The 12,809-nt window shown below is 54.2% G+C and carries 11 protein-coding genes and 1 pseudogene; 7 read left to right on the plus strand and 5 right to left on the minus strand.

Annotated features, from left to right (window positions below):
• Positions 1–948, minus strand: coding sequence for a LysR family transcriptional regulator (locus AB7M26_RS15165; RefSeq protein ID WP_123498794.1), 948 nt, complete (start codon positions 946–948; stop codon positions 1–3).
• A 164-nt stretch (positions 949–1,112) separates the two neighbouring features.
• On the opposite strand from AB7M26_RS15165, the gene AB7M26_RS15170 reads away from it, so the two are divergent.
• The 7 genes from AB7M26_RS15170 (at position 1,113) to AB7M26_RS15200 (ending at position 9,886) form a co-directional block, all read left to right on the plus strand.
• Positions 1,113–2,096, plus strand: coding sequence for an aldo/keto reductase (locus AB7M26_RS15170; RefSeq protein ID WP_429385002.1), 984 nt, complete (start codon positions 1,113–1,115; stop codon positions 2,094–2,096).
• A gap of 42 nt (positions 2,097–2,138) precedes the next feature.
• The gene (locus AB7M26_RS15175) at positions 2,139–3,314 is read left to right on the plus strand and encodes an argininosuccinate synthase domain-containing protein (RefSeq protein WP_218399191.1); all 1,176 of its coding nucleotides are present in this window, start codon (positions 2,139–2,141) and stop codon (positions 3,312–3,314) included.
• A gap of 77 nt (positions 3,315–3,391) precedes the next feature.
• On the plus strand, positions 3,392–4,111 hold the full coding sequence (locus AB7M26_RS15180) for a sulfotransferase-like domain-containing protein (protein WP_007992552.1): 720 nt from the start codon (positions 3,392–3,394) through the stop codon (positions 4,109–4,111).
• 47 nt (positions 4,112–4,158) lie between these two features.
• Positions 4,159–4,752 carry an adenylyl-sulfate kinase gene (gene cysC, locus AB7M26_RS15185; protein WP_429379362.1) on the plus strand — a complete coding sequence of 198 codons (594 nt, stop codon included), beginning with the start codon at positions 4,159–4,161 and terminating at the stop codon, positions 4,750–4,752.
• Positions 4,753–4,833: 81 nt separating this feature from the next.
• A complete protein-coding gene (lysA, locus tag AB7M26_RS15190) occupies positions 4,834–6,189 on the plus strand; it encodes a diaminopimelate decarboxylase (RefSeq protein WP_123497807.1) in 1,356 nt (451 codons plus the stop codon).
• A 30-nt stretch (positions 6,190–6,219) separates the two neighbouring features.
• Positions 6,220–6,864, plus strand: a complete 645-nt coding sequence (locus AB7M26_RS15195) for a LysE family translocator (RefSeq protein ID WP_429385010.1) — start codon at positions 6,220–6,222, stop codon at positions 6,862–6,864.
• A 115-nt stretch (positions 6,865–6,979) separates the two neighbouring features.
• Positions 6,980–9,886, plus strand: coding sequence for a non-ribosomal peptide synthetase (locus tag AB7M26_RS15200; protein WP_429388846.1), 2,907 nt, complete (start codon positions 6,980–6,982; stop codon positions 9,884–9,886).
• Between the two features lie 164 nt (positions 9,887–10,050).
• On the opposite strand, the pseudogene AB7M26_RS15205 reads toward AB7M26_RS15200, so the two are convergent.
• From AB7M26_RS15205 to AB7M26_RS15220, 4 genes and pseudogenes are all read right to left on the minus strand, one after another.
• Positions 10,051–10,396 (minus strand): annotated as a pseudogene (locus AB7M26_RS15205) (DMT family transporter).
• Positions 10,350–10,781 carry a winged helix-turn-helix domain-containing protein gene (locus tag AB7M26_RS15210; RefSeq protein WP_429385013.1) on the minus strand — a complete coding sequence of 144 codons (432 nt, stop codon included), beginning with the start codon at positions 10,779–10,781 and terminating at the stop codon, positions 10,350–10,352. Before AB7M26_RS15210 ends, AB7M26_RS15205 begins: the two are co-directional and overlap by 47 nt.
• Positions 10,782–11,196: 415 nt before the next feature.
• Entirely contained in the window at positions 11,197–12,174 is a 978-nt protein-coding gene (locus AB7M26_RS15215) for an IS5 family transposase (RefSeq protein WP_123501377.1), read from the minus strand.
• 40 nt (positions 12,175–12,214) lie between these two features.
• A complete protein-coding gene (locus tag AB7M26_RS15220; RefSeq protein WP_429385016.1) occupies positions 12,215–12,478 on the minus strand; it encodes a DinB family protein in 264 nt (87 codons plus the stop codon).
• Positions 12,479–12,809 lie beyond the last annotated feature (331 nt).

The following is a 12,809-nucleotide window of genomic DNA, read 5'->3' on the forward strand; positions in this document are numbered from 1 at the left end:
TCACTGGTCTGGGTGCGGTCTGTTTTCGCTGTCAGTGATTGATTGGAGCTGACTGGTCAGCACCTGACAGCAATGCCTCAATGAGCTGATGAAATTGTCGACTAGCGGCGAATAGGGGCGATGCTGCGGGCGAACAACACTGACGGTGTACGGAATGGAAAGTGACAGCCCGCGAATTTTCAGCCCAAGTTTGGCGTAGGCCAGTGCTGTGAGTGGATTGATGATTGCGATGCCGACCCCTAGGGCCACCGTCGCGCAGACTGCCGCTGCGCTGTGCGTTTCAACTACCAACTGTCTGTTGATTCCGAGACTGTCGAAAAAACTGTCGATCCTGTTGCGATAGGGATCGTTGGTCGCCAGAGAAATAAAGTGTTCGCCTTCAAAGTCCTCGGGGTACAGGACGGCTTTTTCACACAGTCGGTGGTCGGTGGGCAAGATGCAGACAATGTCCGACGTGAAGATGGTCTCCAGGTCTGTGCCACGGGGGGCAATGGTGTCCTCGATAAGCCCCAGATCAAAGCGCTGTGAAGAAAGCCACTCGTTGAGCAGGGGAGAGTCCTGGGGAGTGATGCTGACTCCCACTCCGGGGTATTGATCGAGGAAATGTTTGCAGACAGTGGGCGCCACGGCCTGGGAGAAAGCAGGCAGGCAAACTATGGTGATTTGCCCGTGCTTGTACTGGCGAATGGCGTCAGCCGCTTTGGCTATCCGCTCAAGGCCAAAATAAGCCCTTTTGACTTCGTCGAAGAGCATCAGCGCTTGTTCGGTCGGGATCAGTTTGGCATTGGCGCGTTTGAACAACGTCAACTGGGTCACTGACTCAAGCCTGCCCAGTTCTCGGCTGATTGTCGGCTGTGAGGTGCGCAGCAGGGCTGCGGCGGCTGTCGCGCTACCTGTCGTCATGACCGCCCAGAATATCTCGATATGCCTGAAGTTCAACGTTGCCATGGCGATCCTTGCCTCAGTAATGGGTGGGTTTAACCATATCAGATATGAATCGATACTGAGTAAATTGATATTTTTAATCTGACTGTACGTTGCAGATAATAGCCAGCAAGCAAGTTCAGTACTTAAGCAAGTGCTCTGGATTATTGGTGGTTATGGATAACACGATGAATTACAGAACGTTTGGCAGGCTTGGCTGGAAAGTCAGTGAGGTGGGTTATGGCATGTGGGGTATTGCCGGCGGCGAAGGAGGCTGGACCGGCTCTGCCGATGAACAAGGCATGCAGGCTCTGCAACTGGCTGTCGATAAAGGCTGCAATTTTTTCGATACCGCATGGATATATGGCCGTGGGCACAGCGAACACATGCTGGGCCGAGTGCTCAAGAGCAATCCCGATAAAAAGATTGTCGTTGCCACAAAGATTCCACCAAAGAACAGGGAGTGGCCTTCCAAACGAGGCGATCGGCTCAATGATGTTTTCCCCTCCGATCATATTCGAGAGTTTGTTGATAAGAGTCTGAACAATCTGGGAATGCACTCTATTGACTTGATGCAGTTTCATGTCTGGGAAGACGACTGGGCACAAGATGAAAGCTGGATGCGGGTGATTGATGACCTGAAGTCTCAGAAGGTTATTCAAGGCATCGGCATCAGTGTTAATCGGTGGGAGCCTGACAATGTCATCAAGACACTGGAGACGGGATTGATTGACAGCGTTCAGGTTATTTACAACATCTTTGACCAGGCCCCCACGGACCACCTTATTCCTGCTTGCAAAAAACACAATGTGGGCGTGATCGCCAGGGTGCCGTTCGACGAGGGGTCCTTGACGGGGGTATTGACGAAAGAAACCGTGTGGCCGGAAGGCGATTGGCGTAACAGTTACTTTGTTCCGGAGAACCTGCACGCCACCGTCGATAGAGTCGAGGTGTTGAAAAAAGACATTCCCGAGGGGGTGTCACTGGCTGAGTGTGCATTGCGCTTCATCCTTTCGAATCCGGACATTCATACGGTTATCCCCGGCATGCGGGCGATAAGGAACCTTTCGCAGAACCTGGCGTGTTCATCGAAAGGTTCCTTGGACGCCGAACTTCTGCAGCGTCTTGCGGATCATCGCTGGGACCGAGCGCCGACAGAGTGGTCGCAATAACATTTCTTACGAAGTGTCTTCTATCTTGATCAAGGGAATGTCATGAAAATTTCAGAGTTGAAGAACCGCAAAGTAGGCGTGTGCTCATCGGGTGGCCTGGTCAGTCTGTTCATTAGCCAGCTACTCGAGAATGAGCAAATTGATTTCGAGCAGTTCATTGTTGATATCGGCCAGCCCAATGAAGAGGCCCATCAATTCTGTACCCGTAATATCGATCTGCTCAATGCCGCCCATGTTGTCGACTTGAAGGAAGATATGGCGACTGAATGCCTGAACGCTGTCAGGGCGCAGGCGCATTACGATGGTGGCTACTGGAACACCACCGGCATTGCCCGTGCCGTCACCGTCAAGGGGCTGGTCGCGGCGCTTGGCGCCAAGGGATGCAACGTCCTGGCCCACGGAGCCGTGCACGGTGGCAACGACGAATTTCGGTTCACCTACTACCTGAATATGTTTGCCCCGCAGATCATGCCCTATTCCCCCTGGCAGGACAGTGCGACGGCTGAACGCTTCAAGACCCGTAGCGATATGGGCCGGGCGGTAATAGACAAGAACGAACAGTTGTTGCGTGACAAGGCTGCCCATTCGATCGATGCCAATCTCGGCGGCGTGTCCCATGAGAGTGTTGAGCTTGAGTCCATTGCCAACTCCCCGGACAGCGTCCAGCCAATCATGGGGGTGCGCCCGGAGCAGGCGCCCGAACAGGTAGAACGTTGCACCATCCGGTTCGAGAAAGGTTACCCGGTGGAAATCAACGGCAAGGTCCTGTCCCATTATGAAGCGGTGGCGATGGCCAACGAAATCGCCGGGCGCAATGGTGTCGTGATCAAGGCAGTGCTCGAGAATCGAATGAATGGCACGAAAGGGCGGGGCACGTATGAGTCACCCGGTCTGGATTTGATCGCCACGGCATTGAAGAGCCTTTATCAGGCGACTGTCGATAAAGACTCCTGGGAAGTCTTGCGTTTCAGTTCGACGTTCATTGCCCGGCAGACGTATGCCGGTCGTTTGTACGATCCGGCCACTCAGGCGGCCTTCAAAGCGGTGAATGAGTTAGTGCAATGGGCCGATGGTTATGTGGACGTGAAGTTATACAAGGGCAGCTATCTGGTTGACCGTGTTTACAACTACAGCCGGAATCGATTCACGGCGCAGCAGTATCGCTTTGCCCATGGCGGGCAACGCTGGATCACCGAAAACATCCTTGAATCTGCCTGATCCGACTGGCGATTCACATGAGCGCAGGGATACCTTTGCTGTGCTCTTTCAGTTACCCGAGCTGAGCGGTCAAGGGAATGACAAACAAGTTAGTGATCTTGTGGGCGCCGCCGCGCTCGCTGTCAACGGCGTTCGTGCGAATGATTGAAGCCAGGGGCGATTTCACGGTACTGCATGAGCCGTTGTGCGATTTGGCTGCCGGTCATGTTTTTACCCATGAAGTACAGGGTGAAACGCACCGGATAGATTCGCCGGACAGGTTGTTCGCGCATGTCAGAACGTTATTGGACAAGGGCAATGTGTTCATTAAAGACACCTGCGAATTTTCTTATGCAGGGTTTATCGATGAAGGTGCTTATCCGGACGACGCGCACCATGTGTTCATGATCAGAAACCCCGAGCAAGTCATCAACTCGCACTATGCAATGAACCCGCAGTTGACCTCACAACAAGTCGGCTACCAGCACCTTGATGCGTTGTACTGCGCCGCCAGAGCGAGAGGCGTACATGATCCGGTCATTGTCGATGCCAACCAGTTGGTGCTGGCTCCGCAAAACGTTATCGCGGACTTTTGCCGCAAAGTAGGCATTGAACAAAAACCCGAATCCTTGCAGTGGGAACCCGGTCATCGCCGAGTGTGGGAGCGCACTCGGCACTGGCATGAAGATGCGGCCCAGAGCACCTCCATAAGACCGGTCAGCAAGCACTATGCGGTACGTGTCGATAACGACCCGCGCTTGAAGTCCTTCTATGACGACAACCTGGTTGTCTACAAGAAGTTCCTGTCTTACCTGTGATGTTCAAACTGAGTCGAGACGCTGTTTCGTTTTGAGTGAGGCGCTGTATGTCGAAAAATCTTGGCTGGCACGCTGGAGCGATCCTGCCGCACATGCGTTCGCGGCAATTACGTCAGCAGCCTTGTGCCTTGTGGTTCACGGGCCTCAGTGGGGCCGGCAAGAGCACAGTGGCGAGGCTGGTGGAGGCGAAGTTGTTCGAGTTGGGGTACGTCACGGTGGTGCTCGATGGCGACAACATTCGCCATGGCTTGTGCCGTGACCTGGGGTTCAGCGCCGATGACCGTATTGAAAATATCCGGCGCGTGGGGGAAGTCACCAAGCTGTTTCTGGACAGTGGAATCATTGTCCTCGCGGCGCTGATATCTCCCTTCGAACAGGACCGCAGTACGGTTCGGACGTTGCTGGGAGCGGACTTCATCGAAGTCTTCGTCGACACCCCGTTGGCAGTGTGTGAACGGCGTGATCCCAAAGGGCTGTATAGCAAGGCCAGGAAGGGTGAAATCACGAATTTCACCGGCATAGACTCGCCATACGAACGCCCCGTGGCCCCCGATATCCTGATCGGAGGGACACCGCAGAGCCCTGAGAGCAGTGCCGACAGCGTTATTGCTTATTTGCGCGAGAGCGGCAGGTTGAATTGATTTGTCGACGCGTCGCCGTACGACTGACATTAAAAAACATGCAATGACTATTTTACTGCCGGGTTTTTCAGAGAGGTTCGAATGGACGGTTTCAGTTACAAACAAGGTGTTCTGCATGCCGAAGGGGTGAACCTGGACAGCCTGGCTGAAAAGTTGGGCACACCCTTGTTTGTTTATTCATTGAGTACCTTGGCGTCGCACTTGCAAAACATGCGCGATGCTTTTTTACTGATTGACCCGCTGATTTGTTTCTCAGTCAAAAGCTGCAGCAATTTGAACATCCTGAAGTTTCTGGTGGAGCACGGCGCAGGTCTGGACGTCGTCAGTGGTGGCGAAATCTATCGAGCCCTGCTGGCCGGTGCTCGCCCCGAAACCATTGTATTTGCCGGGGTGGGCAAGTCTGCGGAGGAAATCAAATATGCACTGGAGGCAGGCGTCTATCAGTTCAATGTTGAGTCTGAGGGGGAACTGGCAAGGATTGATGCTATTGCGGGTCAGTGCGGCTGCAGGGCCAGGGTTTCTATTCGGATCAATCCCGACGTTGCTGACCGTGATACCCCGCAAAAAACATCTACGGGAGGACGTCAGACCAAATTCGGCATTCCGGTGACGCGTTCGGCGCGGCTTTACGCAGAGGGTTTGTACGGCAACGTCGACGTTTTCGGAATCCATGCGCACATTGGCTCGCCTATCCATGACAGCGCTTCCTATCTGGCTTGCATAGACGTCATCGAGACGCTGTTGGATGAGGTGGAACAGGCGGGCGGCACCGTCGATACGATCAATATCGGTGGTGGTTTTCCAGCCATATACGAAGCCTCTCATTCCAATAGCATTTCGTTGCAGGAAATGGGCAGCGTCATTTCTCACCGGCTTAAGAGACTCAAGGCGCGCGGCCTGCGGTTCGTGATTGAACCCGGTCGCTCTATCAGCGCCAATGCCGGCGTGTTGTTGACCGGCGTCGAATACATCAAGGATGGCTGGGACCGTCAGATCGTCATTGTCGATGCCGGCATGAACATCTTGCTCAGACCCACGCTTTACGGTGCCCACCATGCCATGTGGCCGATCCGATATGGCGATTTCAACGGGCACTGGACGCACGCGACCAATCCTTCGCAACCCCGGCCAGAAGGGGCATTGTCGCCGGTGGATGTGGTTGGGCCGATTTGTGAAACAGGGGATTTTCTCGCGTTGTCGCGTCCGCTGCCGACGCTTTCGGAACATGACACCCTGGCCGTTTTTTCGGCGGGTGCCTACGCGATGAGCATGGCCAGCCAGTACAACTCGAAAGTTCGTCCGGCTGAAGTGGTGGTCATGGGCGAGCATTATCAAGTCGTGCGCCAGAGAGAGCGCTACGAGGATCTCGTTGCCAGGGAATTGGACGACATTGAAACAGTCAAGTCTGATGCTAAAAGTTTGAAGCTGGTTAAGTAATCCTCTGTTGTTTGATTAAGGCGGCTGGAAGTGACTGTGGACAATGAAGCGTTTTGGCTTGTTTTTTTATTTTCGGCACTCTTGTTGAATATTTCTCCAGGGCCCGACCTGCTTTACATCTTGTCGAGGACGATATCCTCAGGAAAAAAAGTCGGTATCGCCTCGGCGCTGGGGGTCTGTAGCGGTGCCTTTGTCCATGTGGTTCTGGCGGCCTGCGGTGTCAGCGCTCTAATTGCCGCTTCGGAAAATGCCTTCGATGCACTCAAGTATGCCGGTGCAGCTTATTTGCTCTACTTGGGCGTGAAAAGTGTCATGGCCTCCACGGGGTCCGTTCATGATCAGGGCAACGCGCAGGCCAAGCAATACGGTGTATGGCAAGCCTACAAGCAGGGCATTCTTATCGACGTGTTTAACCCGAAAGTCGCTTTGTTCTTTCTGGCGTTCCTGCCTCAGTTCGTTCAGCCGTCCATGGGGGCTCCCGCGCTACAGATCTTTTTATTAGGCAGCCTGGTAATCCTGGTTGCCATCGTCGTTGAAGTTTCGTTCGTCCTGGTGGCAGCCAAAGCCACAGAAAGGCTTCGCACCCACCCCAATGCAGGACAGTGGCTGGATCGAGTCATGGGCGCAGTTTTGATTGGACTGAGCATACGTTTGGCCACCACCGTCAGCTTGTGATCCGTGTATCAGCAAGCCTGGGATAGTTTGCAAATAAAGGGATTTATTTATGTCTGGCGCTCCCCTGAGTACTGCCTTTGGTTTTGATGTCGAGTTGTCTTGCGACGTCCTGGAAATGGTTTTGCAGAGTCACTCGACAACGCCGGATCACATTGCCGTTGTGAGCGGCACCGAGCGTGTCAGCTACCGTCACCTGATGCTTATGGCCAGCCATAACGCAGCGTCTCTGGAGGAGGCTGGATTGCAGGCGGGGGAGTGCCTGTTGTGCGGAGTCGATGCAGGTGTCGAGTTATCGGTGGTCTGGTTAAGCGCGATGATGGTCGGTGCCGTGCTCATACCGATCGACTTGTCCTGGCCAGCCAATCGCATGGCCGCCGTATTGGCCAGTACCCGTGCCCGGTTTGTTTATGTGCCCAGAGGTGAAGCGCCCAGACCCGAGCTTTGCGGCCTCACTTGTCTGGAGGTCAGCACTGACTGTGACGATGCGACACTGCCACCACGGACATCGCGCAGCAGTGCCAACACAAACCTCTATGGTTTCTTTACATCAGGCACGACCGGGACGCCCAAATGTGCCTTGAATCATCACGCCGGGGTGGCCAATCGATTCCGCTACATGAGTCGCTACTTTGGCGATGGGCATGTGGTTTACCAAAATAGTGCGCCGCTGTTCGATTCCTCGATCTGGCAACTGCTATGGCCTCTGACCAGTGGCGGCACAACGATTATTCCGTACCGGCGTGAGCTGTGGGATCTGGACTGCGTTGTCGAGCATATTCGTCGTCACCAGGTCACGATGACGGATTTTGTACCATCGCTTTTCAAGGTTCTTGTGCGGGCGTTGGAGCAAGGGGCAATCTGCCCATCTCACTTGCAGAGCCTGCAGTATGTGCTGATCGGCGGTGAGGCCATTGACCCGGTTTCCGTCCATTCCTTTCGCCGGATCCTGCCCGGTGTGCACATCATCAACACCTATGGGCATACGGAAGCCTCTATCGGCATGGTGTTTCACCAGGTGCGTGACACTGATGCCGGAGCTATTCCCCTTGGACGCCCAATCGACAATACCTACGTCCGAATCGTCGGGCCGCAACTGGAGGTGCTGCCAGACGGCATCGTCGGTGAGGTGGTGGTGGGGGGAATCTGTGTGGGCAACGGTTATCTTAACGAGCCCGAGCTGACGGAAAAATCCTTTGTGCCAAACCTGTTTCCCGATGTGCCGGGGGCCTTCGTTTATCGAACAGGCGACCGGGCGCGGGTGCGTGAAGACGGGTTGCTGGAGTTTCATGGACGCCACGATCATCAAGTGAAAGTGCGGGGTGTCAGAATCGAACTCGATGAGGTGAACGCGCGTTTTCGCGAAGCTTTTGTCCAAGTGCGCGATGCCGCGGCAGTCGTCGTCAACGCTGCACAGGGCGACGCCACGCTGGCATTGGCCTACACCGCAGAGCGTGCGATCGATGTCTGTGAACTGCGAAAAGAACTCGGTCGGCTTATGCCCCTGACGCACATCCCACAATACTTTCTGCACCTGCAAACGTTGCCGGTCAGTCCGAATGGCAAACTGGATTACACCGCCATTGCAGCCGCATTCATCGGGAGCTGGCAGTTTTTCCAGCCGCCCACCCCGGCCGTCTCGACGCAGGATCAGTTGCTTGAGTGCTTTCGTCAGGTGCTGTTGAGCGATTGTTTTTGTCAGGACTCGAATTTTTTTGAGTGGGGCGGGGATTCATTGGCTGCTGTTTCACTCAAGGTTTTGATAGGCGCGCGCTTCAACCGGACTTTGGCTTTACAGACCCTCTACCGCCACCCGACACCGCTGAGCCTTGGCGCGGCATTGTTCGATGGCAACGCCGGCACCAAAGCCATTGAAATGGCGCCTTTGTACAGCCACACCTTGCGACCTTGGGGACAGTCGCAGAGGCGCATCCAGGAAATTCTGCTCACTGGAGCGACCGGTTTTGTCGGTATCCATATTCTGGAGCGTTTGCTGACCTCTACCGCGTTGAGGGTGACGGTACTTTTGCGCGGTGACACCCTTGAGTCAGCCCAGGCGCGGTTGATGTCCATCTACGCCAATGCCTTCACCGGAAGAGTATTGGATACCACCAGACTCAAGGCTGTCCTCGGGGATCTGAGGTCACCCTGCATTGGCCTCGATCCGCAAGAGTGGATACAACTGACCGAGAGCGTGGACGAGGTCATCCATAGCGCCGCTGAAGTGAATTTCTTGTCCGAGCCTTCCCATCTGTATGCCGCTAACGTGCAGGGGACTGCCGAGTTGATCCGGTTTTGCAACGAGTCGACCTTCAAGCGCCTGCACCATGTTTCCTCGTTGGCGGCCAGATGCTCGCTCGATGGTCAGGTCGGGGTGACGGGAGCCGAGCTGGATGAGCATGCCCGGTCGAACGGCATCAATGGCTACGGCTATACGAAATACCTGGCGGACCGATTGATTCTGGACGCCCAGGCGCAAGGGATGCGAGCGAAGATCTATCGGATCGATGATGTCTTGCCGTCGGTGAGCATGGGCTACAGCCATAAAAAATCCCTGGTGCACCTGTTGCTGAAATTATGCCTACGACTCGGGCAGGTGCCCGCGGGTTACGGGTACATTGGTTTACTGCCGGCAGACCGTTTGGCCAACTGGATTTGTCATTTTGTCGCGGCGCCCGAAGCCTTCGATTTGCTGGCACAACAAGTGGATGTCACGGCCATTGAGTTTGTAACGTTCGAGGCGTTGGTGGCCCATTGTGCCAATCGCTTAGGCATGTCGGTCAGCGTCGTCGATCACCGTGACTTTGTCGCGCAGATATCGGAGCGTGCGGACTGCGAATCGATGCTGATTGCTGGCATCCTGGCGGCCGACACTTCGAAGAGAGTCTTGTTTACTGACCCTTCGGATGTGAACTTGCGTAAATCGAGCCGTCAGCGACTGGGTCTGACCCAGTATCAGGAACTGATGGTCACGCTTTCGGAATTTGAGCCGTTTGTGGAACGGTTGGCGGGTGAGTTGGTTTAGTTTTTTAAACGGCTAATGATATGAAACTGTTCAGGCCCGGCAGATCTTCAACCGATACTGCGAACTGAATCCACAGATTCCGGAAGGCTTGGGCCAATCGACCTGTTTAATCAACTCGTTGAAGCATCACCGGCCCACAAAACCACCGGCTCTGGGTGGAATCCTCACGGCTTTCCGCGTGGGCGGACGCAGGCTTTGGCGCTCACGCTTGCAATATTGACCAGAATGATTCCGGCAATGATAAGGGTGATGTAAAACTGGGAATCTGTTGATATCCGAAGGCCGCAATCACAGTGATGAGTGTTAACCAAGGCCGGACCACGTAGAGATATTTAATGACATGGGCAGGTCATTCTGAGCCAGCCCCAGAAAGACTATTTCGAGCCCATACCCACCCACCGAAATAAGCACTGGAAACCAGCGTGCAAAACCTTGGCTTTCCTTTAGGGCGATAGTCGCCTGGTTAATACGCACCTCTCGTGCCAGAGCTGCTACATACCTCAACCCAATCGACGGATGCACCAGTTAGCAAGTAGATGCTGTGGCGGAGATTAGGCGAGCAACGCTTCCAGGTTTTTTCATCGCATACGTTATGCCTGTGAGATAAGTCCTTCTCAATGTGTATTGCTTGGACGATGCAGTAACCGCGATTTCTCACTGAGCGGAAAAGGTTATCTCCTCTAGCGGACTTCTTGAATTTCGCTTGTAGCCTGCTGAGGCACATCACTAGCCCCTTATAGTGGTCAAGGTTTTTGTTTAGTTTTTTGGCAATTGCATCATTACTTACTATCCGTTCTCTGCTGCTTATTAACAAGTCGAGTACTGCGTACTCCATCTTGGTTAGATTAATAGTTGTTTCATTGTTAATAAGTAATCGCAGAGGCTCGACTAGCACCCATGCATTTGAGCTTTGTACGCGTATTGCGTTGAACTGCTCTTTTCAATGGGGGCGTGCGCATCGAAAGCGGAGAGTCGTCTGGAGGGGGGTGTATCGATATTCATCTAAGTGAGGCTGTTTCTTTGTTTGTATTGCTCTTCCGCTAGCTGGCTCGAAATGGAGAAATTCCGAGGTCAGCGGAGATGGCGCAGTGCAATGCAGAGTATATTTCGGTAAAAACCGGCTAATTTCGGTGATGATACGTTTCAGCAGTCATAAAATCTTTAAGGAGACGCTGAACAATTAACCCGTTCGCGCCGTCCCTCCATTTTCAAACCGTTTTTTCAACCCATCGGCCTTATTCTTCGTTTCTGGGGCCGATATCTGCCCTCATTTTGCTGATTTGCGGGCCAGTCTCGCCTTTCAGACGGATTTATCCCGCCGCCCGTTGCAAATACCGCTTGGCCAGCATCAGATTGGCCAACCCAAACAGACTGAACAACTGCGCCGTATTCTTTTCCAGTCCACGGTAGCGAACCTTTCGGTAATTGAAACGCACCTTGATCACCTGGAACGGGTGCTCGACCTTGGCACGCAGTTGCGCCTTGGCGTATTCGATCTTGCGCTTGACCCGGAACAGCAAGCTGCCTTTGCCGTGGTGCTGGTAACTGCTTGGCCGTGCTGCAATCGACCAAATAACGTCCCGTTCAGCATGCTCCGGTCGCTTGGCCGCACCGGTGTATCCAGCATCACCCGAAACATAGGTTTCGGCACCGTGCAGCAACTGGTCGACCTGGGTGATATCCGCCACGTTGGCGGCCGTCCCGACCAAGCTGTGTACCAGCCCCGACGTGGCATCGACACCAATGTGGGCCTTCATCCCGAAGTGCCACTGATTGCCTTTTTTAGCCTGATGCATCTCAGGGTCGCGCTTGCCTTCTCGGTTCTTGACCGAGGGCGGCGCGGCGATCAGGGTGGCATCGACAAGGGTGCCTTCCTTGAGCAGCAAACCCTGGCTGGCCAGATGCTGGTTAATCGTTTCAAACAGCACCCGCGTCAGATGATGGTTTTCCAGCAAGCGGCGAAATCGCAGCAAGGTGGTGGCATCCGGTGCCGACTCACGGCCCAAGTCGATGCCGATAAAACCACGAATGGCCTGGCTGTCGTAGACGGCATCTTCGGTACCTTCATCGGAGAAACCGAAACACTGCTGCACGACATACATGCGCAGCATGCGCGACAACCCAATTGCAGGGCGCCCGCGCTTGCCTGTGGTGTCGCCATAGAACGGAACCACTTGCGCCTCCAGTTGTGCCCAGGGCACCAGCTGTTCAAGGTCAGCTAAGAAGCGATCGCGACGAGTCTGCTTTTTCTTGCCGGCGTATTCGAATTCGGAGAAGGTCTTCTGCACGTGCGTAACAAGGCTCACGGAGAGGGGGCTGGTGGGGGGCTCAGTGTGCCAAGGGTGAGGACGGTTGGCTATTTTTGCAGCGTCTCCCTAAAAATGATCGAACGTACGTTCGTTTTGATAAGGGGATTGAAGCAGTTTTTGCTAAGTGTGGGACTCGGATGGAATCAAAACGACTAGATCCGTCGCCTACGTCGACACCCGCCTGCGAAAGCAGAGTTGTAACCTGGCCGCGATGATGGGTCTGATGGTTAAAAAAATGCATGACCAGGCTGTAAAAATCCTTATCGGACACTACACCCTTCATGTTTACCTAATTGAAGGGGCCATCTAAATCGGACTCCGTAATGGATTGAGCCCATTTTATGATTATTCGGTCGAGCCATTCTCGATACGCTGAGAGCTCTCGAATCAGAGCACAACAATTGATCGAGGCGATTCGGATCAGAAAGCTGCCTCATCGGCTCCAGTGCCAAGTGGTTCGTTGGATGCTTGGAGAATCGCTTCAGCCAGATCACATTGCCCCCACCCGTCGGCTCGCTGACGTTAACCAAGCAGACTCGTCAGCTCCGCAAGCGCCAGGCTAAGGAAAAACCCCGCAAAAACAGCCGCTTCCAGATGGATGGCTGGTTGTGTAA

The sequence above is a fragment of the Pseudomonas sp. F-14 TE3482 genome (genome assembly GCF_053629455.1).

Bases quoted from the DNA above. Each gene is read 5' to 3' on its own strand.
- AB7M26_RS15220 (WP_429385016.1), bottom strand. From the start codon at position 12,478: ATGAAGGGTGTAGTGTCCGATAAGGATTTTTACAGCCTGGTCATGCAT.
- AB7M26_RS15175 (WP_218399191.1), top strand. From the start codon at position 2,139: ATGAAAATTTCAGAGTTGAAGAACCGCAAAGTAGGCGTGTGCTCATCG.
- AB7M26_RS15165 (WP_123498794.1), bottom strand. From the start codon at position 948: ATGGCAACGTTGAACTTCAGGCATATCGAGATATTCTGGGCGGTCATG.
- cysC (WP_429379362.1), top strand. From the start codon at position 4,159: ATGTCGAAAAATCTTGGCTGGCACGCTGGAGCGATCCTGCCGCACATG.
- AB7M26_RS15170 (WP_429385002.1), top strand. From the start codon at position 1,113: ATGAATTACAGAACGTTTGGCAGGCTTGGCTGGAAAGTCAGTGAGGTG.
- AB7M26_RS15180 (WP_007992552.1), top strand. From the start codon at position 3,392: ATGACAAACAAGTTAGTGATCTTGTGGGCGCCGCCGCGCTCGCTGTCA.
- lysA (WP_123497807.1), top strand. From the start codon at position 4,834: ATGGACGGTTTCAGTTACAAACAAGGTGTTCTGCATGCCGAAGGGGTG.
- AB7M26_RS15200 (WP_429388846.1), top strand. From the start codon at position 6,980: ATGGTTTTGCAGAGTCACTCGACAACGCCGGATCACATTGCCGTTGTG.